Annotated in this window: 22 protein-coding genes and 1 tRNA gene; 14 read left to right on the plus strand and 9 right to left on the minus strand. The window is 51.0% G+C overall.

The genetic code is table 11. From position 1 onward, the window contains the following. Nucleotides 1-229 precede the first annotated feature (229 nt). Complete coding sequence (locus V9K95_RS20050) at nucleotides 230-2,689, plus strand: penicillin-binding protein 1A (protein ID WP_115051652.1); 2,460 nt, start codon at nucleotides 230-232, stop codon at nucleotides 2,687-2,689. 105 nt (nucleotides 2,690-2,794) lie between these two features. Next, a protein-coding gene (prfB, locus tag V9K95_RS20055; RefSeq protein ID WP_336441854.1) for a peptide chain release factor 2 occupies nucleotides 2,795-3,923 on the plus strand; the annotation gives its coding sequence in 2 pieces (ribosomal slippage) (nucleotides 2,795-2,863 and nucleotides 2,865-3,923; 1,128 coding nt in all). Nucleotides 3,924-3,929: 6 nt separating this feature from the next. Here the strand turns inward: prfB and V9K95_RS20060 are convergent. Both V9K95_RS20060 and V9K95_RS20065 read right to left on the minus strand, forming a co-directional pair. Then, on the minus strand, nucleotides 3,930-5,192 hold the full coding sequence (locus V9K95_RS20060; RefSeq protein ID WP_336441853.1) for a M23 family metallopeptidase: 1,263 nt from the start codon (nucleotides 5,190-5,192) through the stop codon (nucleotides 3,930-3,932). Nucleotides 5,193-5,295: 103 nt separating this feature from the next. Continuing rightward, a complete protein-coding gene (locus V9K95_RS20065) occupies nucleotides 5,296-5,769 on the minus strand; it encodes a peroxiredoxin (RefSeq protein ID WP_115052174.1) in 474 nt (157 codons plus the stop codon). Between the two features lie 108 nt (nucleotides 5,770-5,877). Here V9K95_RS20065 and V9K95_RS20070 point away from each other — a divergent pair, with 108 nt between their 5' ends. Then, nucleotides 5,878-9,312: a YhdP family protein gene (locus tag V9K95_RS20070; protein ID WP_336441852.1), complete on the plus strand. Its 3,435-nt coding sequence runs from the start codon at nucleotides 5,878-5,880 to the stop codon at nucleotides 9,310-9,312. Between the two features lie 54 nt (nucleotides 9,313-9,366). Here V9K95_RS20070 and tyrS read toward each other — a convergent pair whose 3' ends face one another. Further along, complete coding sequence (gene tyrS / locus V9K95_RS20075) at nucleotides 9,367-10,620, minus strand: tyrosine--tRNA ligase (RefSeq protein WP_115051649.1); 1,254 nt, start codon at nucleotides 10,618-10,620, stop codon at nucleotides 9,367-9,369. 109 nt (nucleotides 10,621-10,729) lie between these two features. Continuing rightward, complete coding sequence (locus V9K95_RS20080; protein WP_008120868.1) at nucleotides 10,730-11,404, minus strand: alpha/beta hydrolase; 675 nt, start codon at nucleotides 11,402-11,404, stop codon at nucleotides 10,730-10,732. Nucleotides 11,405-11,609: 205 nt separating this feature from the next. Here V9K95_RS20080 and V9K95_RS20085 point away from each other — a divergent pair, with 205 nt between their 5' ends. The 8 genes from V9K95_RS20085 to V9K95_RS20120 all read left to right on the plus strand — a co-directional run bounded on the left by V9K95_RS20085 (nucleotide 11,610) and on the right by V9K95_RS20120 (nucleotide 19,395). Further along, on the plus strand, nucleotides 11,610-12,785 hold the full coding sequence (locus V9K95_RS20085) for a cysteine desulfurase family protein (protein WP_336441851.1): 1,176 nt from the start codon (nucleotides 11,610-11,612) through the stop codon (nucleotides 12,783-12,785). Between the two features lie 166 nt (nucleotides 12,786-12,951). Continuing rightward, nucleotides 12,952-14,481, plus strand: coding sequence for a Fe-S cluster assembly protein SufB (gene sufB, locus V9K95_RS20090; RefSeq protein ID WP_115051647.1), 1,530 nt, complete (start codon nucleotides 12,952-12,954; stop codon nucleotides 14,479-14,481). After that, on the plus strand, nucleotides 14,481-14,690 hold the full coding sequence (locus V9K95_RS20095; RefSeq protein ID WP_307284406.1) for a hypothetical protein: 210 nt from the start codon (nucleotides 14,481-14,483) through the stop codon (nucleotides 14,688-14,690). Before sufB ends, V9K95_RS20095 begins: the two co-directional genes overlap by 1 nt. A gap of 72 nt (nucleotides 14,691-14,762) precedes the next feature. Further along, the gene (gene sufC, locus V9K95_RS20100) at nucleotides 14,763-15,518 is read left to right on the plus strand and encodes a Fe-S cluster assembly ATPase SufC (RefSeq protein ID WP_115051645.1); all 756 of its coding nucleotides are present in this window, start codon (nucleotides 14,763-14,765) and stop codon (nucleotides 15,516-15,518) included. A 2-nt stretch (nucleotides 15,519-15,520) separates the two neighbouring features. Beyond that, complete coding sequence (sufD, locus tag V9K95_RS20105; protein ID WP_442958592.1) at nucleotides 15,521-16,801, plus strand: Fe-S cluster assembly protein SufD; 1,281 nt, start codon at nucleotides 15,521-15,523, stop codon at nucleotides 16,799-16,801. Nucleotides 16,802-16,839: 38 nt separating this feature from the next. Beyond that, nucleotides 16,840-18,081, plus strand: a complete 1,242-nt coding sequence (locus tag V9K95_RS20110) for a cysteine desulfurase (RefSeq protein ID WP_307286499.1) — start codon at nucleotides 16,840-16,842, stop codon at nucleotides 18,079-18,081. Next, a complete protein-coding gene (locus tag V9K95_RS20115; RefSeq protein ID WP_370878865.1) occupies nucleotides 18,081-18,482 on the plus strand; it encodes an SUF system Fe-S cluster assembly protein in 402 nt (133 codons plus the stop codon). Before V9K95_RS20110 ends, V9K95_RS20115 begins: the two co-directional genes overlap by 1 nt. A 661-nt stretch (nucleotides 18,483-19,143) precedes the next feature. After that, a complete protein-coding gene (locus tag V9K95_RS20120; protein WP_307284414.1) occupies nucleotides 19,144-19,395 on the plus strand; it encodes a hypothetical protein in 252 nt (83 codons plus the stop codon). A 23-nt stretch (nucleotides 19,396-19,418) separates the two neighbouring features. On the opposite strand, the gene V9K95_RS20125 is transcribed toward V9K95_RS20120, so the two are convergent. Further along, complete coding sequence (locus tag V9K95_RS20125; RefSeq protein WP_336441849.1) at nucleotides 19,419-19,997, minus strand: hypothetical protein; 579 nt, start codon at nucleotides 19,995-19,997, stop codon at nucleotides 19,419-19,421. Nucleotides 19,998-20,122: 125 nt separating this feature from the next. Here V9K95_RS20125 and sufA point away from each other — a divergent pair, with 125 nt between their 5' ends. After that, on the plus strand, nucleotides 20,123-20,497 hold the full coding sequence (sufA, locus tag V9K95_RS20130) for a Fe-S cluster assembly scaffold SufA (RefSeq protein ID WP_115051640.1): 375 nt from the start codon (nucleotides 20,123-20,125) through the stop codon (nucleotides 20,495-20,497). A gap of 10 nt (nucleotides 20,498-20,507) precedes the next feature. Further along, entirely contained in the window at nucleotides 20,508-20,828 is a 321-nt protein-coding gene (locus V9K95_RS20135; protein ID WP_115051639.1) for a TfoX/Sxy family protein, read from the plus strand. 2 nt (nucleotides 20,829-20,830) lie between these two features. On the opposite strand, the gene V9K95_RS20140 is transcribed toward V9K95_RS20135, so the two are convergent. The 4 genes from V9K95_RS20140 to V9K95_RS20155 all read right to left on the minus strand — a co-directional run bounded on the left by V9K95_RS20140 (nucleotide 20,831) and on the right by V9K95_RS20155 (nucleotide 24,021). Beyond that, on the minus strand, nucleotides 20,831-21,238 hold the full coding sequence (locus tag V9K95_RS20140) for an NUDIX domain-containing protein (RefSeq protein ID WP_336441848.1): 408 nt from the start codon (nucleotides 21,236-21,238) through the stop codon (nucleotides 20,831-20,833). A gap of 2 nt (nucleotides 21,239-21,240) precedes the next feature. Further along, nucleotides 21,241-22,764, minus strand: coding sequence for a DEAD/DEAH box helicase (locus V9K95_RS20145; protein ID WP_307284428.1), 1,524 nt, complete (start codon nucleotides 22,762-22,764; stop codon nucleotides 21,241-21,243). Between the two features lie 201 nt (nucleotides 22,765-22,965). Then, entirely contained in the window at nucleotides 22,966-23,772 is an 807-nt protein-coding gene (locus tag V9K95_RS20150; protein WP_336441924.1) for an NAD kinase, read from the minus strand. 173 nt (nucleotides 23,773-23,945) lie between these two features. Next, nucleotides 23,946-24,021, minus strand: a tRNA-Thr gene (locus tag V9K95_RS20155). Between the two features lie 265 nt (nucleotides 24,022-24,286). On the opposite strand from V9K95_RS20155, the gene V9K95_RS20160 reads away from it, so the two are divergent. After that, a complete protein-coding gene (locus V9K95_RS20160) occupies nucleotides 24,287-25,939 on the plus strand; it encodes an FAD-binding dehydrogenase (RefSeq protein WP_336441847.1) in 1,653 nt (550 codons plus the stop codon). The last annotated feature ends 19 nt before the right edge of the window (nucleotides 25,940-25,958 follow it).

The following is a 25,958-nucleotide window of genomic DNA, read 5'->3' on the forward strand; positions in this document are numbered from 1 at the left end:
CGTGCGTTGCCGAAACTCCACAATTAGTATTTAAATTGTGAACGCAGATGGGTTGTCCTTGCCTTTGTCACATTTGTCGCCCAATTGCGTCAGCAACATCCGGCGTTCGCCAATGTGATACCGGATATGGAAAACCCTTCGGGGGTTGGTGTTTTCCGCAACACGACCTGCATAAATTCAAATGCAGCAATGTTAAATGCCAACTGGGTAAAATGGATTCCGGATACAGATGATACGCTTGATCGGATATTTTTTCGGAATCGGCACGGTGATGGCACTGCTGGGTGCCGCAGGCGTGGCACTTTACGTTGTCAGTATTTCCAAGGATTTGCCGGACTACGAGGTTTTGGCGAAATACGAACCGCCAGTTATGACGCGGGTTCACTCATCGGACGGGCAACTGATGGCAGAGTTTGCCCGGGAACGCCGGCTATATCTGCCAATTCAGGCAGTTCCGGACCGGGTGAAGGCCGCCTTTATCTCAGCCGAAGACAAGAATTTCTATCAGCATCCAGGTGTCGACATCAGCGGTTTGGCGCGCGCCATTGTCGTAAATATCCAGAACTGGGGTGCACGGCGTCCTGTAGGCGCTTCGACCATCACGCAACAGGTCGCCAAGAATTTTCTTCTCAGTAACGATCAGACCATTGGCCGGAAGGTCAAGGAAGCCATTCTTTCATTCCGTATTGAGCAGGCCTATTCAAAGGACCGTATTCTTGAGCTTTATCTCAATGAGATTTTCTTCGGCTTGAACTCGTATGGTATCGCCGGAGCGGCGCTCACCTACTACAACAAGTCAGTCAATGAACTGACTATCGCGCAGGCAGCTTATCTTGCCGCGCTGCCAAAGGGCCCTTCGAATTATCATCCTTTCCGCCAGCCAGATCGCGCAATTGAGCGCCGAAACTGGGTTATCGATCGCATGGCTGAAAATGGCTATGTGACGATGGAAGAAGCTAAAGAAGCAAAGACTGAGCCTTTGGGTGTAACACCGCGTCACACGGGCAATTACCTCTTTGCGTCGGAGTATTTCACTGAAGAAGTGCGCCGCCAGATCATTCAACGTTATGGCGAGAATGCATTGTATGAGGGTGGACTGTCTGTCCGCACCACCCTCGATCCCAAAATGCAGGTTCAGGCACGCGCCGCGTTGCAGCATGGCCTCTTCAAGTTTGACGAAGGCAAAGGCTATCGTGGCGCATATAAAACCATTTCGACAGCAGGTGATTGGGGTATTCCACTTTCCGAAATCAAAGAGTTTTCGGACGTCCCGGATTGGAAGCTAGCCGTTATTCTGGAAGTCACACCGCAGCAGGCGGTAATCGGATTGCGACCGGAACTGGATGCATCTGGCAAAGTTGTGCAGGAACGCACGCAGGGTACAATCGCTGCTGATGATGTCAAATGGGCGTTCCGCATCATAGACGGTGACAAGCGCACCACTGCCAAATCGCTGGAGGGTGTGTTCAAAGTCGGCGATGTCGTATTTGTCCAGAAAAAAGAAGGAAGCGAGGCTGAATTCGATCTGCACCAAATTCCCAAGATTGAAGGTGGTGCTGTTGCGATGGATCCACATACAGGACGTGTCCTCGCAATGGTTGGCGGTTTCTCCTTCGCTCAATCTGAGTTCAATCGCGCAACGCAGGCCATGCGCCAGCCAGGTTCTTCCTTCAAGCCGTTTGTTTACTCAGCAGCGCTCGATAATGGATATACACCGGCGTCCGTGGTTCTCGACGGACCAATCTCGGTTGACCAAGGTGGAAGCCTCGGCGTTTGGGCACCGAAGAACTACAGCGGCAAATTTGCTGGACCATCGACTCTGCGCTACGGCATTGAACAGTCTCGCAATTTGATGACTGTTCGCCTTGCCCAGGACATGGGCATGAAGCTCGTTGCGGAATACGCCGAACGCTTTGGCATTTATGACAAAATGCTGCCAGTTCTGGCAATGTCACTTGGATCGGGCGAAACGACGGTCTTGCGTATGGTAACTGGCTATTCAATCATCGCCAATGGTGGTCGCAAGATCACGCCTTCCATGGTTGACCGCATTCAGGACCGCTACGGCAAGACTGTGTTCAAGCACGACGAACGCAAATGCGAAAAGTGCTCCGCTGAACAATGGAATGGTCAGGACGAACCGGAACTGATCGATGATCGGGATCAGGTGCTCGATCCGATGACTGCTTATCAGATTACTTCCATGATGGAGGGCGTGGTCCAGCGCGGCACTGCCACTATTCTTAAGAGTCTGAACCGTCCGATTGCTGGAAAGACCGGAACGACGAATGACGAAAAAGACGCCTGGTTCATAGGCTTTACGCCTGATCTCGTTTTCGGCGTTTATCTCGGGTACGACAATCCTCAGCCCATGGGGCACGGTTTTACAGGTAGCGGTCTTGCTGCTCCCGTATTTAAGGCCTTTGCTGAAGCTGCCTTGAAAGATCAAAGGTCAGTTGACTTCCGGGTACCCGACGGGATGACGGTTCTGCCTATTGATCGTAAAACTGGTATGCAGGCGTCCGAAGGTGGTGCCAATGTCATAATGGAGGCTTTCAAGCCGGGTACTGGCCCAGCAGGCAGCTATTCAGTTATCGGCATGGATACTTTCTCCGAAGGTTCACCTGTTGAAGTTCAGTCACCTAACGTCAACCGCGCAATACAGGGCGGCGGCGGCGGACTCTTCTGATCCTCAAACCCTTGTGTCTTGGTCGAAGTTTTCAAGACTTTACATCGCGCGGACCAGTCAATATGGTCCGCCGAAATTTGAATGAACTTTAAGGAATAATACCCCATGCGCGCCGAAATCGAGACGCTGGTCGATGAGATCAAGCAGGCCATAAGCCTGCTGAGGAGGCATCTTTGACTGGGATACTTCAATCAAACGTTTGGGCTATCTGAACCAGCTTGCAGAAGATCCTGCGCTATGGAACGACGCGCAGGAAGCACAAAAATTGATGCGTGAGCGTCAACAGCTCGAAGACAGCATCAATTCCATTCGTACATTGTCGCAAACGCTCGAAGACAACATCGAGTTGATCGCCATGGGCGAAGAGGAAAGCGACAAGTCCATTGTCGACGAAGCTGAGGCCGCTATCCGCGACATTAAAACCGAAGTCGACAGGCGTCAGATTGATACACTCCTGTCAGGCGAGGCCGATGCCAACGATACCTATGTCGAAGTGCATTCCGGTGCCGGTGGTACCGAAAGCCAGGACTGGGCTAATATGCTTTTGCGCATGTATACGCGCTGGGCGGAACGTAAGGGCTATAAGGTGGAATTGCTGGAAGTTCATTACGGGGAAGAAGCAGGTATTAAATCTGCGACAATTCTCGTTAAGGGACACAATGCCTATGGTCTCATGAAGACAGAGTCGGGTGTGCACCGGCTGGTCCGTATTTCGCCTTACGATTCGAATGCACGTCGGCATACTTCGTTCTCCAGCATTTGGGTCTACCCCGTTGTTGACGATAATATCGACATCGCGGTTACGGAAGCAGATGTGCGCATCGACACATATCGTGCGTCTGGTGCCGGAGGCCAGCACGTAAACACCACTGATTCCGCAGTGCGTATCACGCATATTGCCACTGGAATCGTTGTGCAGTGTCAGGCTGAACGTTCGCAGCATAAGAACCGCGCAACCGCATGGTCAATGTTGCGCGCGCGGCTTTATGAAGCTGAATTGGAGAAGCGCGAACAAGCGGCTGACGCCATTTCCGCTTCGAAAACCGATATTGGTTGGGGGCATCAAATTCGCTCATACGTTCTTCAGCCTTATCAATTGGTGAAGGATCTGCGCACAGGCGTTGAAAGCACCAGTCCTCAGGATGTGCTCGACGGCGAAGTCGATATGTTCATGGAAGCCGCACTTGCGCACCGGGTGCATGGTACCGATGTCGAAGTGGAAGATATCGCCTAAGGATTACTATAGCTCGGCTGCAATCTGGCGGCCGATGCTGAGAAAGCTGGCTGGGTTTACAGCATTACCGCTTTTGCGGACTTCGTAGTGAAGGTGAGGGCCAGTCGATCGCCCGGTGCTGCCAGCTTTGCCAATGACATCGCCGATATTGACTTGTTGCCCAGGTGCTACAAGAATCTGGCTCAAGTGGCCATAGCGTGTCGAAAGACCATTATCGTGGTCGAGATCAATCATGTTACCATAACTGCTATTATAATCGGCAGCAGTAACTGTTCCCTTGGCCGTGGCATAGACAGAACTTCCACTTGCCGCTCGAAAATCCATGCCGGAATGGAATGCCAATAGCCCGAGCAGGGGGTCTCTGCGGATACCGAATGAGCTGGAAACCGGCATGCCTGGTACAGGATGAGCGATGGGAGTTGAGTTCGCCAGTGTTTTAGCTTGCTCGAGCTCTACAAGCGCAGCATCAAGATCAGAAATATTTGACTCAAAATCGGTAGCCTGGCTCGCATTTGCCAGGATCAACGGCCCTCCGGTGCCAGCCCGCTCGCCGAGCGCAGGAGAGGTTATACCTGCATTTGCAAGTGCGCCTTTAATTGAATTCGCGCGTTCATAAGCCTTAATTGATAATGCCTGCACCCGCTTGGCTTGAAGTGTTTCAAGTTTACCAAGTGAATAATCAACACGGTCGAATAACAGCTCAGCCTTATCAACGCCAAGCTTTGACGGCTTACCTTGAGTCGGGACGATCTTCCGGCTCGTTGTCGTTGGACCTGTAATAATGGGATCAATTCCATAATATCCATCGGATTCTTCTGAATCAATGCCAGGAACAGTGTTGTCGGCCCGAAGTTGTAAGGGTAGGCTTTCGCTCGCGCGTTGGAGCACAGGTGCCAAACGATTATTCTGTTCGCTCAATATTTTCTGGCGATTAATGAGTTCGCTTATTTTGCCTTCCATAAGCTTCTGATCGAGCATTTGGCGGCTTGTTACCCGATCCAGCTGCGTTCGAAGCGCAGCGATGCGATCCTCATAAGCCTGTTGCAGACGTGCTTGGCGTGCAACACTGCCGTGGATCAGGTCGTCACGAAAGACCAGATAGGATGTGGCCAACAGATAGCAAGCAGCCAGTCCGATCGCGAGGGTCCCTACCGCAATCGTCATCCAAGGTTTCAAAGTGAAATGGCGAATGGTATCGCCCCGTGCGACAATAATCGTGTGGGGCTCATTTGCGCCGTTGAAGATACGTTGATTTTGAAGTTTCTTCACTGCAGCTACACCATCGTTAGCAGCTTCAATCTTTCAACTATTAGACTTCAGTAAGGTTAATAAACTCTAATAAAGTGCAAGATATCAATGCTTTCGATGGCTGTCAGGCAATGAGAGCCTTAGTTTCTTGCAATACTTCGGCTGCGTGACCAGGAACTTTGACCTTGTTCCAAATTTTTGCAATTTTGCCGTCGGCACCAATGAGAATTGTTGTACGCTCAACTCCCATATATTTGCGGCCATACATGCTTTTCTCAACCCAGAGGCCATATGCATCAACAATCTTTTTGTCTTCATCCGCGACCAGAGCGATTTTCAGATCGTGCTTGGCGATAAACTTGTCGTGTTTTTTAACGGGGTCAGGCGACATGCCGATGACTTTTGCTCCCAACTTTTCAAATTCGGTTTTCAGTCCAGAAAATTCAATGGCTTCTTGTGTACAGCCGCTGGTATCGTCCTTGGGATAAAAGTACAGAACCACAGGGCCGCCGCGTAGCGCTGACAATGTGATCGCGCCACCACCATCTTTCGGCAACGTAAAATCCGGAGGTGTGTTACCAATTTCGAGAATTGTCATAGGAATGCCTTTCTTTGATTCTTGTGTGCAGTCTTCAATTACGCAACTATAGCGAGGTACGGGAATCATCTACGGTTTCCCAATTGATTCCTCAATTGGCTTGGGAATTTGACAGAGAAACCGGAAAAAGTCCGCTTTACAAAGCGTGATTTCACTAAGCTGCATAAGCACCCGTCTGCCAGCACTCAAGCTCAGGCGCCTGTTGCCACTTTGCGCCAGCGATCGCTTCTGCACAAGCTCACAAGTGCTTGTATTTCCTTTATTATTCTTTTCGCTGTGCTTGCTGGGATAGCATTTGCAGTGCTGCTTGCCGGTATAGGCGGAGAAGCGCTGACACAGCGTGCCGAACAAGCTCTGAAATCGGTCGCAGGTCCCGATGCGTATGCGACAATCCAGTCAGCGCAAATCTCACTTGATCAGCGCCGGCATGTGGCTTTGGAAGCTCGCAATGTCAATATTACCGATAACAAGCGCGGGATCGCGATCAGTAATGTGCGCGCGGTGCGTATTGGTCTGGCGACCTTGCCCTTGCTTCAGGGCAAGGTGCGCGTGCAACGTTTGGAGCTCGAAGGCGCTCAAATAAAGGTAACGTCACACGCGCCGTTCGATTTCATGAGCCTTGTTCCCAAGGATGAACGCGGACTTATTGATCTGGACGGAGCAGCGGCGGCGATTTTTACCGGTCTGGAAAGCGCAGTATCATTACTTGATCAACGTGAGACGCGGGATATTTCCATCTTGGATACGGCGTTTGACTTCACTTTAGCCGGTGAATCAAAGCGCTTGCGCATAGTAAAGCTTGATCTGTCAGAGACCGGTGGCCCTGTGTCCATCGAGGGAATTGTCGAGTGGGAAGGCAAAGAGATTGAAGTATCTGCACAGGCGAAGAGGTCAGCCACCGGTGGAAAAATCGAGGCTTTCTCACTGGCAATCAACAAGATCCCGCTGGCTGCAAAGCTCGGAACCGCGCCCGTCCCGGATATTGATGGGATCAAGCCGGACGGAGCTTACCTTTCTTACGACAATGTTTCCGATCTGAAGCTTGATGGTATCGCAGCAAATGCCACCGGGTCAGCAAGACTCTGGGGAACTGTCAATATTGGAGAAGGACCTGTCACTATAGGCAATGTTGATGACATGACCGTTGCCTCTGTCATTGCGTTTGAACACGTCTCCGGTTCGGATAAAATCGAGATAAAACCTTCGAGACTTCATTTTGGTGCTTTTGACGGCGTGCTCGAAGGAGCGATCGGACCAGAGCCAGCTAAAATAGACGGCAGTGACGCCTCGAACCCCGGTTACCGGTTCGAGCTTGTAACAGAACGGGCCAAATCCGCGCCACAGGATTCGACCGAACAACCACTGATCTTCAATGCCAGGGTCGCTGGCCGATATGATCCCACAGTGAAACGGCTGGATGTTTCCGAAATTGCTGTTCGCAGTAATGATGAAAGCGAACTTTACGGACAGGCAGGAGCAACGTTCGGGCAGGGGTCGCCTGCCATGAATTTAAATTTGCGAATTCCCCAAATGCCCGTTTCGCAGGTTAAGCAATTATGGCCGATTTGGGCGGCTACCGGAGCACGGCGTTGGGTTCTCGACAACCTTTTCGGCGGCACAGCGAAAGATGGTCGTATTGATGTCGCATTCCAGGCAGGGCATTTTGACGGTCCTGGAAAACCTCCACCTTTAACCAAAGATGAGGTTCAGGTTGATTTTGCTGTTGAGCATTCGCGGTTTGATATTGTCGGCGACTTGCCGCCGGTGCGCGACGCCAATGGAAAGATTAGCGTGCGTGGTGCCTATACAACCATCACGCTTGAAAAGGGATCGTCCTTCACGCCGAATAATCGAGAGGCGCGGATCATTAATGGCAAGCTTATCATTCCGTGGGGTCCGCAAAGGCCAGTATTGTCAGAGCTTGATCTTAATCTGGAGGGGGATGCCTCTGCTGTTGCCGAAATTATTGGTTTCAAGCCAATAAATGGTTTGAAAAGTCTGCCTTTTGGTCCGGACGACATCAAAGGCAATGTGAAGTCACATGTATTGGTAACATTTCCAGTCACCAGGCATTCGCCGCCAGGTAGTCTTAAATGGTCCGCGGATATGCAACTGTCCGATATCTCGATCGGAAAGAAAATCGATGGCCAAAAGGTAGATAATGCCAATGGCAGCTTGTTTGTTACCCAGTCGGAAGCGCGTATAGATGCAGAGGCGGAGCTCAACGGTGTGCCAGCTGAAATCGAGCTTTTCGAGCCTTTGGGCGATAACACCGCCCAACGTGAACAGAAAGTTACGCTTAAGCTCGACGATAAAACCCGCAACACTCTTTTCCCGGCGCTCACCCCGCTTCTGTCTGGGCCAATTTCTGTAGATATTGAAAAAGCGCCTAATGGCTCAAAGCTCGCGGTGGCAGATTTGAGCAAGGCCGAGATCAGATTGGCGCAACTCGGCTGGACGAAGGGAGCTGGCGTCAAAGCGAGTGCAAAGTTTGCTATCAAACAGGACGGCGACAATGTGGAAATCAGCAATCTCGATGTGGCCGGAGACACATTCCGCCTCCGAGGTGATGTGAGCGTCGTCAATGGTGATCTGACAACTGCGGAATTCAGTACAGCTAAACTCAATCGCGGCGATGATGTTGCAGTGAAAGTTACGCGGACCCAGTATGGTTATCGTGTCGATGTGAAAGGCGATACATTCGACGCAAGACCTCTGCTCAATCAGATTACCGAGCGAAAACAGCGTGGCGAAAGCGCCAATGCGGGCGGTAAACAACGTATTCTGGTCAATGCAGACATAGGTTCTGTTACCGGATTTTATTCAGAAGATCTCAGCAACGTGTCGCTGTCTTATGAGGGGGTGGGGACCGCTGTTTCCGGCCTCGCGTTCAACGCATCGACGAAGGCCGGTCGAAAGATATTTGCGGCAGACAGCTCCGAAAGCGGTTCCCGTTCCATAAGTCTGCAGTCGAAGGATGCCGGTGCCGTGCTCCGTTTCTTTGGCTTTTACGACAAGATGCAGGGTGGCGATATCAATGTAACGCTGGATTCTAAAGGCGATGGGCCGTTGCGCGGTCAAATTGATGCGCGAAATTTCACGCTGGTCAACGAGCCAAGACTGGCAAGCCTTGTGTCGTCTTCTCCTAACGGAACAAGTCTCAATGAGGCAGTGAAAAAGAATATCGATGTTTCGACAGTTACATTCGAGCGCGGTTTCTCCCAAATCGAAAAGGGAGATAACTATATTAACTTGGCAAACGGGGTTATCCGCGGCTCCACTATCGGAACGACTTTTCAAGGTGTATTAAGCGATCCCAGCGGAAATATGGCTCTCACGGGTACCTTCATGCCAGCCTATGGCCTTAATCGTATATTTGGCGACTTGCCCGTATTGGGTTTGTTTCTAGGGAATGGTCGTGATCGGGGCTTGATAGGCATCACCTACAAGTTGGTGGGGCCTCTGAAGCAACCTCAGATCATCGTCAACCCGATTTCGGTAATTGCACCGGGTATTTTCCGCTCAATATTCGAGTTTCAATAGTTTTCCTCGAAGTTTGTGCGTGACTTTGAACACGCACAAACATCGGCATTTTACTTACGCTGGGCGAACCAGAATATGCTTCTTCTTGCCGAGCGATAATTTGATTACGCCATCAGTCGTCACTTCGGATGCTCCGACTTGGAGTTTTTCGTCTGAGACGCTCACATCATTCACACGTACGGCACCGCCTTGAACATGGCGGCGCGCTTCACCGTTTGATGCTGCGAGGCCAGCTTTAACCAGAAGGGTGAGAATGCCCACTCCAGTTTCCAAGTCGCTGGCAGCGACTTCGACAGTCGGCAGATTGGTTGCCAGCGCACCTTCTTCGAAAGTTTTGCGAGCAGTCTCAGCCGCATCTTGGGCTGCTTGTCTGCCATGCAACAAAGCCGTAATTTCCGTTGCAAGAACTTTCTTGGTTTCGTTGATTTCCGCACCACCCAACGCCCCGAGCCGTTCAATTTCATCAAGTGGTAAGGTCGTGTAAAGCTTGAGAAAGCGGGTTACGTCGGCGTCTTCTGTGTTACGCCAATACTGCCAGAAATCGTATGGGCTAAGCAGGTCCGCGTTCAGCCAGATCGCACCATTCATCGATTTGCCCATTTTGGCACCCGAAGAAGTGGTCAACAAAGGTGAGGTCAAGGCATATAGCTGCGGCGTGCCAAGGCGATGGCCCAGATCAATGCCATTGACAATATTTCCCCACTGATCCGAGCCGCCCATCTGTAATCGAAGTCCGTACCGCTTGTTAAGCTCGACAAAGTCATAGGCTTGCAAAATCATGTAGTTGAATTCGAGGAATGAAAGCGATTGTTCACGATCAAGCCGCTGTTTGACAGAGTCGAACGACAACATGCGGTTGACGGAAAAATGCTGACCCACATCACGCAGGAACTCAAGGTAGTTGAGAGGCATCAGCCATTCAGCATTATTGACCATAAGGGCATCCTGCGGGCCGTCGCCAAAATTCAGGTAATTGGTAAAAACCTGTTTGATGCCGTTAATATTGTTTTGGATAATTTCAGGCGTCATCAGTTTGCGCGCTTCATCCTTAAACGAAGGGTCGCCAACCATACCTGTGCCACCACCCATCAGCGCGACAGGTCTGTGCCCCGTCTTCTGCATCCAATGCAGCATCATGATCTGAATCAAACCGCCCGCATGCAGGCTGGAAGCTGTAGGATCAAAGCCGATATAAGCCGATACAGTTTCCTTGGTGAACAGTGCATCCAGACCCGCATCATCGGAGGTCTGATGGATGAACCCACGCGTGGAAAGCGTATGCAAGAATTCGGATTTGAAGGCAGACATAGATTTATTCCTGATTAGATCGGCGCTGCGAAAGAAGCGCTACGAGGCGTCTGTGCTTTTTGGGCAATGTGTGACGCGCCCGAATTTTCAGGGCGCGTCATCTAGTGGCTTAACGTAGACGTTTAGGCTTGGCTTCGACCAATTCCCCATTGAGGCGACGGTCGAGATAGTCAGAGCATTCAGCAATAACTTCATCAGTCATGCCGGAAAAGAAGTGGTTTGCTCCAACCATCGTTTTCTGAGTGATGGTTATGCCTTTTTGCGTCTTCAGCTTGTCAACCAGCCCTTGTACATCCTTGGGTGGTGCGACCTTGTCCTGATCGCCATGGAGAATCAGACCGGATGAGGGGCAGGGCGCCAGGAACGAGAAGTCATAGGTATTGGGTTGCGGCGCAACGGAGATAAAACCTTCGATTTCAGGACGGCGCATAAGTAACTGCATGCCAATCCAGGCGCCGAAAGAATAACCCGCAACCCAGCATGTTTTTGAGTCCGGATGTAGGGATTGCACCCAATCAAGCGCTCCTGCAGCGTCAGACAGTTCGCCAGAACCATGATCGAATTCACCTTGGCTGCGCCCAATGCCACGAAAGTTAAACCGCAGTGTCGTAAAACCGCGCTGCTGAAACATGTAGAAAAGATCATAGACGATCTTATTATTCATCGTGCCGCCAAACTGCGGATGCGGATGCAGGATGATGGCTATAGGAGCATTTTTTTCCATAGAAGGCTGATAGCGGCCCTCAAGGCGTCCCGCAGGTCCATTGAAAATTACTTCAGGCATGTATACTCCAGTCTTCGCCAACGGATGCTTCTTGACCAGCCGGGCTTGACGGCAATCAATAGCGCCCATAAAACCAGTTTAGAACCGTTCAAAACTGGTGTAGAAACTATATCGAAGCGGCTTAATAGGCTGGTCTGAGGTGCAATTTCAAGAAAATTGCGCTTTAAGACCACATTGATCGCAAAAGAACAGGATTTGACCGCGTATGGCCCGCAACCGTGCCTATTTCGACTACAATGCTAGCGCCCCGCTGATAACAGCTGCGCGCGATGCAATTGTCGATGCGCTGGCATTGCCGGGTAACCCTTCATCGGTACATATGGAGGGCCGTGCCGCTAAAGCAACTCTGCAAGCTGCCCGACACGACGTGGCAGGACTCGTAAACGCCAAACCTGATCATGTATTCTTTACATCGGGGGCAACCGAGGCAGCTTCAACCCTTCTAACACCGCAATATTTGATGGGACGTGCAGAAATGCGCCTGTCCAAACTATATGTCAGTGCGAGCGAGCATCCTTGCATACTTGCTGGTGGTCGGTTTGCAGCGGAACAGATTGAAATTATCCCCGTTGACGGCAGGGGCTTGTTGAATCGTGATCGGTTGCGGGAACTTTTGGCACTTCATGATCGCAACGAAGGCTTGCCTTTAGTGGCCGTACAAGCAGCCAATAATGAAACCGGTGTTTTGCAACCAATTGCAGAGATCGGCGCTCTGGTAAAGCAGTTCGGCGGTGTATTTGTCGTGGATGCCGTCCAGGCTGCTGGTCGAATTGCATTAGATATTACAACGAGTTCCGTGGATTACTTCATTTTGTCAGCGCACAAGATTGGTGGTCCTAAAGGAATTGGGGCAATTATCGCCGTGTCAGACTTGATCATGCCCAAGCCGCTGATACGTGGTGGAGGGCAAGAAAAAGGGCATCGTGCCGGAACTGAAGCCTTGACGTTGATTGTTGGCTTTGCAGCTGCTGCGCGAATTGCGCGCGAGCGCCTTGAGCAGGGCGGTTGGCCCGTTTTACAGCGGGATAAGATTGAGCGTGGTATTCGTGTCATTGCTCCAAATGCAATAATCTACGGTTCGGATGTAGAACGGCTCCCGAATACGACCTTCTTTTCCTTGCCACACGCCAAAGCAGAAACGGTGCAAATAGCTTTTGATCTGGCAGGGATCGCCTTATCTGCGGGCTCTGCGTGCTCATCCGGTAAAGTTGGCCCTAGTCACGTTCTGGCAGCCATGGGGCATGGCGACGGTACCGGAGGGATTCGTGTGTCTACCGCGCCGGACACGGATGATGATGACATCGAATTATTTCTCGACGCGCTGAAGAAAATCGTTATTCGAAGCGACCGTTCGGGAACCGCCGCTGCTGATGCAGCATAAAAATTTCAATTATTGACGTTTTTCGTCGATAGTTGCAAAAAATCCGGTAAATGCCGGTGTTAAATCGTGCGAATGCACATTACATAAAGGCAAATATTCAAGACGACATACTGCCTTGACGTTTGCAACTGCGGGACCTTGAACCCCGCGAGGATGGAGAACGCCAATGCCTGCAGTGCAGGAAACCATTGATCGGGTCCGTACGCTTGACGTGGACCAATATAAGTATGGCTTTGAAACGCTTATCGAAATGGATAAAGCGCCAAAGGGTCTGAACGCGGACATTATCCGGTTCATCTCAGCCAAGAAAAATGAGCCAGAATGGATGCTGGAATGGCGCCTTAAAGCCTATGAGCGTTGGTTGACGATGGAAGAGCCCACATGGGCCCGGGTCAACTATCCCAAGATCGATTTTCAGGACATGGTTTACTACGCCGGTCCGAAGAATCAGACAGGCCCCACCTCGCTTGCTGAAGTCGACCCGGAGCTTCTGCGTACCTATGAAAAATTAGGTATTCCGCTGAAGGAGCAGGAAATCCTAGCCGGTGTCCGCAAGGTCGGTGAACCAAGCCCAAGCGATGAAGACGAAGAAGCCAGTGACAACGTTTATAAATCAGGCCGCGTTGCAGTTGATGCCGTGTTCGACAGCGTCTCTGTTGTAACGACATTTAAGGCCGAGCTGGCAAAAGCGGGTGTCATCTTCTGTTCCATTTCCGAAGCCATTCGTGAGCATCCGGAACTGGTAAAGAAGTATCTTGCCACGGTCGTACCTGTCTCGGATAATTTTTATGCGACGCTGAATTCGGCGGTCTTCACGGATGGTTCGTTTGTCTATGTACCCAAGGGTGTGCGTTGCCCGATGGAACTTTCCACTTATTTCCGTATTAACGAACGCGATACAGGCCAGTTCGAACGTACATTGATCATCGCCGAGGAAGGCGCATACGTGTCCTATCTGGAAGGATGCACCGCACCGCAACGTGACGAAAACCAGTTGCATGCCGCAGTTGTCGAACTGATTGCACTGGACGATGCCGAGATCAAATACTCAACCGTCCAGAATTGGTTTCCGGGCGATGCGGAAGGCAAGGGTGGCATTTACAACTTCGTCACCAAGCGTGGTGATTGCCGCGGTGTCAATTCCAAGATTTCCTGGACGCAGGTTGAGACGGGCTCAGCGATCACTTGGAAATATCCGTCAGTTATTCTACGCGGTGATAATTCTCGCGGCGAATTCTATTCGATTGCGGTTTCCAATGGCCATCAGCAGATCGATAGCGGCACCAAGATGTTGCATCTTGGTAAAAACACATCAAGCCGCATCATCTCTAAAGGCATTTCCGCAGGTAAGTCTAACAATACCTATCGCGGTCAAGTTTCCGCCCATCGCAAGGCTGAAAACGCGCGTAACTTTACCCAGTGTGACTCGCTGCTGATCGGCAATGATTGCGGTGCGCATACGGTGCCATATATCGAAGCGAAAAATGCGACGGCTCAGTTCGAGCATGAAGCCACAACGTCGAAAATTTCCGAAGATGCGTTGTTCTATGTGATGCAACGCGGCATTCCCGAGGAAGAGGCGATTGCCTTGATCGTTAATGGTTTTGTCAAGGAAGTCATTCAGGAATTGCCGATGGAGTTCGCCGTTGAGGCCCAAAAACTGATCGGTATCAGTCTCGAGGGGAGCGTCGGATAATGGCCGTAACCGTCACGAAGGAAGAACTGGATCGGCTACGCAAGCGCTATAAAGAGCTTGGCGATGTCATCGATGAACTGACCGATACGCTCGGTCGGGCTTCCACCGCGACGGAACGTGTCCTCGAACCGGAACTGATGAGAGCTCGCAAGGAGCTTGTTTCGGTGGTCGAGCGCCTCAAAAGCTTAAGTGGCGAAAGTTCGTCATAGCTCGGCGCCGACTACCATAAAATTTAACTGGGATCATGAGTGTGGATCCACGGAATATCAAAGGGTACTAAAATGCTGGAAATCAGAAATCTCCATGCGAAGATCGCAGACACAGATACCGAAATCATTCGCGGTCTTAATTTGACGGTGAAGGCTGGTGAAGTTGCGGCCATCATGGGACCGAACGGGTCGGGTAAGTCAACTTTGTCCTATATTCTTGCTGGCCGTGACGATTATGAAGTTACTGAAGGCGATATTCTTTATAATGGCGAGTCCATTCTGGAACTTGATCCAGCCGAGCGTGCCGCAAAAGGCATCTTTCTGGCATTCCAGTATCCGATGGAAATACCTGGCGTAGCAACGATGGAATTCCTGAAAGTTGCTCTGAACTCGCAGCGCAAGGCGCGCGGTGAAGAGCCTTTGAAGATTCCTGAATTCATTTCACGTGTTAAAACAGCAGCTGGATCGCTCGACATGGATCTGGCAATGCTCAAGCGTCCCCTGAATGTTGGTTTTTCGGGCGGTGAGAAAAAGCGTGCTGAAATCCTGCAGATGAAACTGTTGGAGCCAAAGCTTTGCGTGCTCGATGAAACAGACTCTGGGCTTGACATTGATGCACTGAAGATCGTGTCCGACGGCGTGAATGCACTACGCTCGCCTGATCGGGCCGTGATAGTTATTACCCACTATCAGCGTCTGCTCGACTATATCGTGCCAGACAGCGTGCACGTGCTTTACAAAGGCCAGGTCATCAAGTCTGGCGACAAGAATCTTGCACTTCATCTCGAAGAGAATGGCTACGCCGATATCATCGGTGAGGCCGCTTGAGGATTGATGTCATGAATGTTCACACAGGGCGTCAGCCCACTGCAGCGGAATCGGCTTTGGTCGACGCTTTTGTTGATCGCATGGGTGAGTTGCCTGGCGATGCCGAGGTTGTTAGTGCTCGCGATAACGCAATTGAGGCTTTGAAGACGCAAGGATTGCCATCAAGGCGCGTCGAAGCTTGGCATTATACCGATCTTCGCACTTTGTTACGCGGCATACCTGACTATGATTCATCCGCCGGTAGCGCGGCCCTACCTTCGGTTATCGCAGGATCATTAGTAGCAACCGTCTCAAACGGTACTGCGTTGAACGCCCCGAAGATTGATTCTGTCACGTTCACGAAGTTCAGCGAGTTACTCGCCAATGGTTCCGCGATACGGCATCTGGCTATTCGGGATGGCGATGACGCTATTGGTCAGATCAACGCAGCTTATGTCACTGACGGTTGGAACATCATTGTTGACGATGGCGTGGAACTCGAAGCGCCATTAGAGATACAAAATGCGCAGCTTCGCGGGCAGGGCCATGTTCGTTTTCCGGTTCAATTCGGAAAAGGCGTCAAGGCTACAGTCATAGAGCGCCAGACCGGCGGCGATGGCGAAGGATTTTCGACAAGCGTCAGTAATTTGACTGTTGCTGATGATGCGGAAGTAAACTGGATCATTTTGCGTGAACAGGGTGCCAATGCAACGCAGTTGGCGCAATTAACGGCGACGCTTGGCAGCAATTCAAAGCTTACACTCTATGTTGTTAATGCAGGTGGTAAGCTCGTACGCCAGGAAGTGCATGTGCTGGTAAAAGGCGAAGGCTCTGATTTCAAGTTGCGCGGCGTAAACCTCCTTGCCGGCGATACGCACACCGACGTTACTATGACGCTGGGTCATTTGGTTGAAAATACGACTTCGGTGCAGGTTGTTCGCAACGTTGTTACGGATCGTGCTCGCGGTGTGTTTCAGGGTCAGATTAAAGTGAACAGGATCGCCCAGAAGACCGATGCACGCATGGCGTGCAATACCCTTCTGTTATCCGATGACGGCGAGTTTGATGCAAAGCCTGAACTTGAAATCTTCGCTGATGATGTCGCTTGCGGTCATGGTGCAACTGTCACTGAAATCGATGGTAATCATCTGTTCTATCTAAAAGCGCGCGGAATACCTGAAAATGAAGCGCGTGGACTTTTGATCAAAGCTTTCGTTGCTGAGATTATTGAAGAACTTGAAAGCGAAGCATTGGTAGAAGCGCTTGAAGCAATTCTCGACAAATGGCTGAGCGCGCATATCTGATCGATAACGCGACAATCCCAAGGACAAGTGCAGCGATCATGGATACGAAGATCATCAATAGCGGGTATGATGTAGACGCGATCCGTAGGGATTTTCCGATCCTATCACGTGAAGTCTATGGCAAGCCACTCGTCTATCTTGACAATGGCGCTTCGGCACAAAAACCGCGGGCCGTTATCGACACGATCTCACAGACCTACTCCAATGAATATTCTAACGTGCATCGGGGGCTGCATTTTCTCTCTAACGCTACCACCGACGCATATGAAAAAGCACGGGAAAGTGTCCGGCGTTTTATAAATGCCGCATCGGTTGACGAGATCATCTTCACGAAGTCAGCCACTGAAGCCATCAACACAGTGTCTTATGGTTACGGTATGCCAAATATCGGCGAGGGCGACGAGATCGTTCTGTCGATAATGGAGCATCATTCGAATATTGTTCCTTGGCATTTCATTCGTGAACGGCAAGGCGCCAAACTTGTGTGGGTACCGGTCGATGAACAGGGCGCGTTTCACGTCGAAGAATTTGAGAAGCGTCTGACGGATCGTACCAAGCTGGTCGCTATTACGCATATGTCGAATGTGCTGGGAACCGTAACGCCGATCAAAGATATTGTGCGTATCGCCCACGCGCGAGGCATTCCGGTTCTTGTCGACGGTAGTCAGGGCGCCGTGCATTTGCCGGTCGACGTCCAGGAGCTCGGTTGCGATTGGTATATTTTCACAGGCCATAAGATTTATGGTCCGTCCGGTATCGGCGTGCTTTACGGCCGCAAACAGATACTCGAATCGATGCGACCGTTTCAGGGCGGAGGCGAAATGATTGAGGAGGTGACTGAGGATTATGTCACCTATAATCATCCGCCGCATCGTTTTGAGGCCGGTACGCCACCGATAGCGCAGGCGATCGGGCTTGGCGCGGCAATTGAATATGTCGAGAAAATTGGACGCCATGCCATTTTGGCACATGAAGAAGATCTGCGCGACTATGCCCACCAACGGCTGCGCGAGATCAATTCACTGCGTATTTTTGGCGATGCCAAAGACAAAGGTGCCATTATCTCATTTGAGCTTCAGGGCATTCACGCACACGATGTGTCGATGGTTATTGACCGTGCCGGTGTGGCTGTCCGTGCGGGAACGCATTGCGCACAGCCGCTCTTGAAACGCTTCGGCGTAACCTCCACATGCCGTGCATCGTTTGCAATGTACAATACCAGAGACGAGATCGATGTTCTCGCCGATGCGCTTGAAAAAGCGCGAAAGTTTTTTGGGTGATGATCATGACCGATAAAGTCGAAACAGAAAATGTGGCCCTCGAAGCCGCGCCGATAGTCGACTCGGAACCAGTCTCTGCCATCCCTGCCGACGAATTGGCGCGCATGACAGATGATGTTATTGGCGCCTTAAAAACTGTCTACGATCCGGAAATTCCCGCCGATATTTATGAACTCGGCCTCGTCTATAAGATTGATATCGAAGATGATCGTTCGGTGAAAATTGAGATGACGCTTACCGCGCCGGGCTGCCCGGTTGCCGGTGAAATGCCTGGCTGGGTACAAGATGCAGTCAGCGCCGTAGAGGGCGTGAGTTTTGTCGACGTAACGATGACGTTCGATCCACCATGGACGCCAGATCGGATGTCTGAAGAAGCCCAAGTCGCCGTTGGTTGGTATTAATAAGCAGTCTTTATTTTTCAACGAGTTAGACTAAAGTCTGGCTGGAATCAGCTTATTCTTTTCGATACATTACATTATTCCCGGAACAGAAATTTTCGTTCTGATTTATCCATTTTTGCTGCTTATTTTACAGTGGAATAAGAATGTTTGATGGTGTGTCTGTGGCTCGGATCCTTTTGGTCTCCGTTAGCCTCTCATTCATAATAAAAGCGTGTTGGCACAGCCACGAATTATCTGAGATATTAAATGCGGCAGATATTGCGGGCCTGTCGGACGGGCGCTGCACGTTGACCCTTTTGGCCGACGTGGCAAAGGAGCGGAAAAAACTGTTGCGCGAGACCTTGGTTTCAATGGGTTTGGCTAGCGCCGCTGTCATTACAGCAACAATATTATACTGTTATTTCGATTGATGGGCGCGATTATACCGCGCCAATGGCCCCGATCTGTGGCACTCTCTCCTATAAATTTCTGAACTTTCAACGAATTCATAAATCGTTTTAATGAGCCGCGTGCAGGGTATTAGACTATAGGCGTACGACTAAGGTACGGATTGTTACTGCAAATATTCCATTCTATTGCAACCAGCAGATGAGAGCGAATGTCATGCAAGGACATTTCTCTTTTAAGAGCTGCACTGTTTGTGGTTGTTGGAGCGATAGTGATGACCAGTTATGTAACCTTAGCGAATATCAATTTTTTGATCACAATTTTCTTCGGTTGCTTCGTGCTGCAAGCGCTGTGGTATCGCCGAACTCTCGCTAGAAATGGCTGGGTCGGTGCTTCGGGCGCTCATGGCATCCAGCGTTTGATCATGGTGAATAGTAGCCGTGCAGTGATGAAGGACAGAAAAAATCGCACCATCGACCTGCTTAGTATTGCTGCGATTATCGGAGCGGTAATCTGCTTCATCTAATCCACGAAAAAGAGTGCCGGAATTCAAGGGGCTTCACAACCTTCCGGCACACTTTCTTCCATGCTTTTTTCGGACTTTTGCAGCGTGCCGTCTATCAATGAAAGCGGCACGAATGGAACGCCCTGTATGGCAGGGTTCGCAAGCTTTAGTCGATAGCAACCGTAAAAGACTTTGATTGAGCCATCTTTCTCTTCGGATTTTACCGCAATGGGTTGGCTCCAATAGGCTGATCCTGCAGCACCTTCGCCTTCCACCTTTCCAAACTGAACCGTCACCGATTTGGTATTTTCATATCCAGCCTGAAACTGTGGAAATGGCTGGGGAGGGCTTTCAGGTAAGTAATAGCTGTACGCTCTCGCATATTCTTGTCGATTGATAGCATTGTAGTAGGATTTGATAAGAGTTTCCGGCGTGCTTCGATTATCCAGGTATTCGGGGGGCGTCTGAGTTGGACTCAGTGCCGTTTCGATTTTGGAAGGTGTGTCAGAAACCGCAGGTGTTTCGCTGCTTGAGGCAGGTGCTTTTGGTTCCTGTGCAATAACTGGAGCCGTGTGGAGAGCCAGCATTGCAATGCCGATAAGGACACAATAACGATTTTTCATGGTCATTGCCTTCCGTTTGTCTGTTTTCGAGCCCATGCCTATTGTGAACACTTGCAGTGACGTCCGTGTAACACTAATTATAGTGGCAGGTGATTGTTGCACCGTCTGAACAAGAAAGCTGATAAATGGGTCGTTTTTCTGTCATAACATTGACTGACGCTGCTGCGAGCCGCGTCGACGAAATTACATCGTCGCGTGAAGATGCGCTGGGTATCCGCGTCGGAATCAAGAAGGGCGGTTGTGCAGGTATGGAATATACAATCGATCTCGTCACTGAGGCCAAGCCGGGCGATGACGTTATCGAGAAAAATGGCTCCAAGGTCTTTGTTGCGCCTGAAGCAGTGCTTTACTTGCTTGGCACCGAAATGGACTTCGAAATTACCAAACTGCGCACTGGTTTTGTATTCAATAACCCAAATCAAACGTCAGCTTGCGGCTGCGGCGAATCGGTTGAATTGACACCGGCTCGCCCCGAAGCTTTGACGCCTGCCATTTCTTGATAGTCGTCACGTGGATAATGATGCGATCCACGATTTGTTTGCGGGATTGGGCGGCGTTAGCATCCGGCGGATGTTTGGTGGTAAGGGCATCTATTTCGAGGGGGTAATTATCGCCCTTGAACTTTCAACCGGAAATGTCCTTCTTAAAGCCGATGAGGTATCAATTCCGGAATTTGAAGCAGCAGGCTGTGAGCAATGGACCTACACAGGTAAGTCCAAGCAGGTAAAAATGCCCTACTGGTCCGTTCCGGAGGAGGCTTTTGATGACCCGGATATCATGACCGAATGGGCCAAGCGGGCTTATGAAGCCGCTCTGCGCGTGGCCAAGTAGTCTCAGATCAAGCCGCGCTGCTCGAGAAAGCCGAGAGCATGCCTTGTGGGCAAGGTCAATAAATTTGGCAATTGTTGAAACGAGAACCAGCCTACTCCCGCATGCTTTTCGGGTTCCAGCAATTGCACTTCACCTGAAAAATTTTCAGCAAGAAACAACACTCCCAGCCAGTGTTGCTGTTCATCATGAAATAGCTGTTCGCTGATGCCGAGCAAACTCATGGTTTTGGCGTAAAGCCCGGTTTCTTCGAGTGCTTCGCGATGCACAGCCTGTTCGGCGGTTTCAAGAAAATCTACTTTACCGCCTGGTATGCCCCAACAACCTATTTCCGGGCTCTTCTTACGCTGCAGAAGAAGAATATGCCCCTCTTTCAGAAATACGATGCCGCACCCAACGCCCGGACTATTCATGCTCAGATTTTAGTATCAATCAGCATAAACGCAGGAATTTCGTCGCCAAAGCCAATGGGGGCTGTCCCCATATCATCACGGTCTCTGCGATGGTCGCGGCGTGGTTCCGGCCGTTGCTCGGGCCGAGCTGCAGCGGGGCGAGCGCGACGTTGTTCATTCTCAGTTTTAATCGCAACCTTGTTGGGCTTATCAGCTGTACGAATAACAGGCTGATCGTCCAAAGGCTCGACTTCAATGTCTTTTGCCTTCTCAGCAGCCGCTATGATGTCAATTTCGGACTGTGGGCGCTCGCGCTCACGACCTTCATTGCGGCGACGCTTTGGTGCTGGCTTGTCACGGCCACCGCGTCCACGACGAGGGGCCTCATCCGGCTCGTTCGATACGGGCAGTGTCGACAGATCACCATCGTACCAGACGATATCTTCGCCGATCAGTTTTTCTATGGATGCCAGATATTTGACGTCTGCTTGTGTTACGAGCGTAAACGCCTTTCCGGAGCGTCCTGCGCGTCCCGTGCGTCCAATACGATGAACATAATCCTCGGAATGAATTGGTACATCGAAATTGAACACGTGACTCACATCGGGTATATCGAGCCCGCGCGCGGCGACATCGGATGCAACAAGTATTTTAAGCTTGTTATCCTTAAAATTCGCCAACATTGTCGTGCGCGCACGTTGATCCATATCACCGTGGAGTGCGCCAGCGTCGAACTCATGTTTAACGAGCGAGCGGAAGAGCTCCGATACATCTTTCTTGCGGTTGCAGAAGATGATTGCGTTTTTAAGTCCATCGGCCTCAGCGCGGATAAGATCGCGCAATATTGCCCGTTTCTCCCAATCCTTCTTGCCGGACTTTACTAGCTTCTGTTCAACCGTCTTTGCAGTCGTTGCAGCCTTCGCCACTTCGATGCGTACTGGCGAGTGCAAAAACTGTTCCGTCAGCTTGGTGATCTCAGGTGGCATGGTAGCCGAGAAAAACAGTGTCTGCCGTGTGAAGGGAATGAGTTTACAAATGCGCTCAATATCCGGGATAAAGCCCATGTCGAGCATCCGGTCAGCTTCATCGATCACGAGAATGTCTACTGCGCTCAGCAGCAGTTTACCGCGCTCGAAATGATCAAGCAAACGGCCTGGCGTAGCGATCAGTACGTCTGCGCCACGTTCAAGCTTGCGCAATTGGTCGTCGAAAGAAACGCCGCCGATGAGCAACGCAACATTCAAGCGGTGGTTTTTTCCATATTTAACAAAATTTTCCTCGACCTGCGCTGCGAGTTCGCGCGTGGGTTCGAGAATGAGCGTGCGGGGCATGCGGGCACGGGCGCGCCCCTGCTCGAGCAGTGTCAGCATAGGCAATACAAATGAAGCGGTTTTGCCGGTTCCCGTCTGGGCAATGCCGAGGACATCCTTGCGTTGCAGCGCATGTGGAATTGCGCCTGCCTGGATGGGGGTCGGGATCGTATATCCTGCTGCTTCTACAGCATCGAGCACTTTCGGTGAAAGGCCCAGATCAGCAAAGGTGGTCAATGGAGATTTAACTTTCTATCTGCAGTCGGTACCATACATGCCTGTTAGTGGCGTAAAGCTGCATTTGCCAGAAGCATCTGACGCTTGATTGCATAGCGTTTGCTGTAATTGCGTTACGGCGCATACCAGCAAAAGTCAACTCTTTGGTATGGTCACATTTAAGCGTTTGTTACAATTGTCCGTCATTTTATTCTAATGTTGTCAATAAAGGAACTGTTCCTTTAGAATTCGTTCGTTCCACGAATGGTTTTTATCAAAGAGAATGGTAGCTCGCAGCTGGGAAGCTTCTTCAATGGTGACCGATAAAACCGACTTTACTTCCGTATGATCTGCAACGGCGTTGACAGGTCGTTTCTCCGGCTCAAGAATATCGAAACGCACAGTCACCTTATTGGGCAGGAGCGCGCCACGCCAGCGCCGCGGCCGGAAAGCCGAAACAGGTGTAAGCGCAAGAAGGCGTGCATCAAGCGGCAGGATGGGCCCTTGGGCTGAAAGATTGTAAGCCGTCGAACCTGCAGGCGTGGCAACCATGACACCATCGCAAATGAGTTCTTCCAGCCGGATTTGATCGTCAACGCTGATACGGATTTTCGCTGCCTGGTATGATTGGCGAAGCAAGGAGATTTCATTGAGGGCGAAGGCCGTGACAGTGCCTTCCTCCACCGATTCCGCTACCATCTTCAGTGGCCGAATCGTCTCGGATTGCGCAGCCTCAATTCGATCCTTCAGGCCAACGCTGCTGAACTCGTTCATTAGAAAGCCAACGGATCCGCGGTTCATGCCGTAGATCATTTTTCCTTGGTTCATGTAGTGCTGCAATGTCTGCAGCATGAAACCGTCGCCACCGAGCGCAACGATCACATCAGCATCGCGAGCGTCGGACTGACCGTAGAATTTGATGAGTTCTTGAGCAGCTTCATCCGAATCCGGCGTGCCGGAGGAAAGAAAAGCAAATGTTTCAATTTTCCGGTTCATGACTGCCTGCGAAATGTAAAGGAATAAGGATATATCGCCTAGCACGCTGGGCGTGATCTGGCAAAACGCGAAAGTGATATTGGTAAAGAAACAACGCCGCTGCAGCGCTTGGACAACTAGCCGGCGAAAAGATCTGGAGCGTGCATCATGCGCGAAGCAGGTAAAGAATTACCAGCGTGCTCGCGTGCAAATATTAAAGGAAAAGGTGGTGCCCCCAGAGAGACTCGAACTCCCGACCCTCTGATTACAAATCAGATGCTCTACCAACTGAGCTATAAGGGCAGCGGCGTTCGATTAGCACAAAGCTCCGAAGTGTAAAACGGAAAATGTGGTTTATACGAAATAATTTTACGAAAAGCCCGAAAACCGGGCCGATACTGTCTTTCAGGGTTAGTCGAATAGGGCAGTCTGGCCAAGCATGTCTCGATATCATCGGAAACGCGCGTAAGCGCCACGATAATCAGGCGCTCAAAGAATCGACGTGCGTAATAACGTTGACGTAAAGGTTATCTGTAGTTCAATGTTGCTTAAGGGGGAGATCTCAGAGATGACATATGATGCTGATGCTATTGTGATTGGGGCGGGGCTGGCGGGGTTGGTAGCTGCCACGGAACTGACCGATGCGGGCAAGCGGGTAATCATTGTTGATCAGGAACCCGAGCAGACATTGGGCGGACAGGCGTGGCGCTCTTTTGGCGGATTGTTTTTTGTAAATAGTCCCGAGCAGCGTCGACTGCGAATTAAAGATTCTTACGAGTTGGCATTGCAGGATTGGATGGGATCTGCGGGCTTTGATCGCGAGGAGGACCATTGGCCGCGAAAATGGGCTGAGGCCTATGTCGATTTTGCTGCCGGCGAAAAACGTTCATGGCTGCATGCGCAAGGGATGCGCTGGTTTCCTATCGTCGGTTGGGCGGAGCGGGGCGGTTCATTGGCGACGGGCCACGGAAATTCTGTGCCACGCTTTCATATTACGTGGGGAACGGGGTTGGGCGTAGTCGAGCCCTTTGTCCGGCGGGCCCGTGAGGCTGAACAAAAAGGACTTTTAAGTTTCCGATTTCGCCACAGGGTCACGTCGCTCGGCACGAATGGCGGCATTGTGGACAGCGTGGAGGGTGAGGTGCTTGAGCCTAGCAATGTCAAGCGCAGTGAGCCCAGTTCACGTGTGGTTGCCAGCTCGTTCATTTTAAGGGCGCAGGTAATTGTTGTTTGCAGTGGAGGCATGGGAGCCAATCACGATCTTGTGCGCAAAAATTGGCCAAAACGCTTGGGTGAAGCTCCTAAACGCCTCATCAGCGGGGTGCCGGATCATGTTGATGGATTGATGCTGGGCATAAGCGAACAAAGCGGCGCGCATCTAATCAACTGCGATCGCATGTGGCACTATGTCGAAGGCGTGCACAATTGGAACCCGATTTGGTCTAGGCATGCTATCCGTATTCTGCCGGGGCCATCATCCTTATGGTTTGATGCCAATGGAAATCGCTTGCCTGCACCATGCTTGCCGGGCTTCGACACATTGGCCACGCTCAGTCACATCATGAAAACGGGACATGATTATTCTTGGTTCATACTCAACGAGACCATTGTGAAAAAAGAATTCACGCTATCAGGCTCAGAACAAAACCCTGATTTCACCAGCAAGAGTTGGCGGCAGGTATTGAAGCGAGCCACCGGTGGCATTCCCTCACCTGTTAAAGCGTTTCTCGATAAGGGCGAAGATTTCATCGTTGAAAATAATCTGACTGATCTGGTGCGGCGAATGAACGCTCTGAGCGGGGATAATTTGATTGATGAGCAAAAACTTCACGCACAAATTGCTGCACGCGATCGCGAAGTCGAGAACACCTACACGAAGGACGCACAAATCACGGCGATAAGGGGCGCGCGCAATTATATCGGCGACAAGCTCGTTCGCGTCGTGCCTCCCCACAAGATACTGGACCCAAAACATGGGCGCCTGATAGCGGTGAGACTCAATATTCTGACGCGCAAGTCATTGGGCGGCATAGAGACTGATCTGAATGCACGTGTTCTGAAACAAGGCGGCGAGCCGCTACCGGGAGTTTACGCGGCGGGCGAGGCGGCTGGCTTTGGCGGTGGAGGAGTTCACGGATATAACTCGCTTGAAGGAACTTTTCTTGGCGGTTGCATATTTTCCGGCCGTATTGCTGGTCGGGCAGCCGCCAAGGTTGTTTAGATCACGCCAATACCGTGGT

The sequence above is a fragment of the Phyllobacterium sp. CCNWLW183 genome, assembly GCF_037203775.1.
Taxonomy (GTDB): domain Bacteria; phylum Pseudomonadota; class Alphaproteobacteria; order Rhizobiales; family Rhizobiaceae; genus Phyllobacterium; species Phyllobacterium ifriqiyense.

Coding starts and splice junctions, on each gene's coding strand:
- V9K95_RS20050 (WP_115051652.1), top strand. CDS start 230: ATGATACGCTTGATCGGATATTTTTTCGGAATCGGCACGGTGATGGCA.
- V9K95_RS20065 (WP_115052174.1), bottom strand. CDS start 5,769: ATGACAATTCTCGAAATTGGTAACACACCTCCGGATTTTACGTTGCCG.
- tyrS (WP_115051649.1), bottom strand. CDS start 10,620: ATGTCTGCCTTCAAATCCGAATTCTTGCATACGCTTTCCACGCGTGGG.
- V9K95_RS20080 (WP_008120868.1), bottom strand. CDS start 11,404: ATGCCTGAAGTAATTTTCAATGGACCTGCGGGACGCCTTGAGGGCCGC.
- V9K95_RS20085 (WP_336441851.1), top strand. CDS start 11,610: ATGGCCCGCAACCGTGCCTATTTCGACTACAATGCTAGCGCCCCGCTG.
- sufB (WP_115051647.1), top strand. CDS start 12,952: ATGCCTGCAGTGCAGGAAACCATTGATCGGGTCCGTACGCTTGACGTG.
- V9K95_RS20095 (WP_307284406.1), top strand. CDS start 14,481: ATGGCCGTAACCGTCACGAAGGAAGAACTGGATCGGCTACGCAAGCGC.
- sufC (WP_115051645.1), top strand. CDS start 14,763: ATGCTGGAAATCAGAAATCTCCATGCGAAGATCGCAGACACAGATACC.
- V9K95_RS20110 (WP_307286499.1), top strand. CDS start 16,840: ATGGATACGAAGATCATCAATAGCGGGTATGATGTAGACGCGATCCGT.
- V9K95_RS20115 (WP_370878865.1), top strand. CDS start 18,081: ATGATCATGACCGATAAAGTCGAAACAGAAAATGTGGCCCTCGAAGCC.
- V9K95_RS20120 (WP_307284414.1), top strand. CDS start 19,144: ATGACCAGTTATGTAACCTTAGCGAATATCAATTTTTTGATCACAATT.
- V9K95_RS20125 (WP_336441849.1), bottom strand. CDS start 19,997: ATGAAAAATCGTTATTGTGTCCTTATCGGCATTGCAATGCTGGCTCTC.
- sufA (WP_115051640.1), top strand. CDS start 20,123: ATGGGTCGTTTTTCTGTCATAACATTGACTGACGCTGCTGCGAGCCGC.
- V9K95_RS20140 (WP_336441848.1), bottom strand. CDS start 21,238: ATGAATAGTCCGGGCGTTGGGTGCGGCATCGTATTTCTGAAAGAGGGG.
- V9K95_RS20160 (WP_336441847.1), top strand. CDS start 24,287: ATGACATATGATGCTGATGCTATTGTGATTGGGGCGGGGCTGGCGGGG.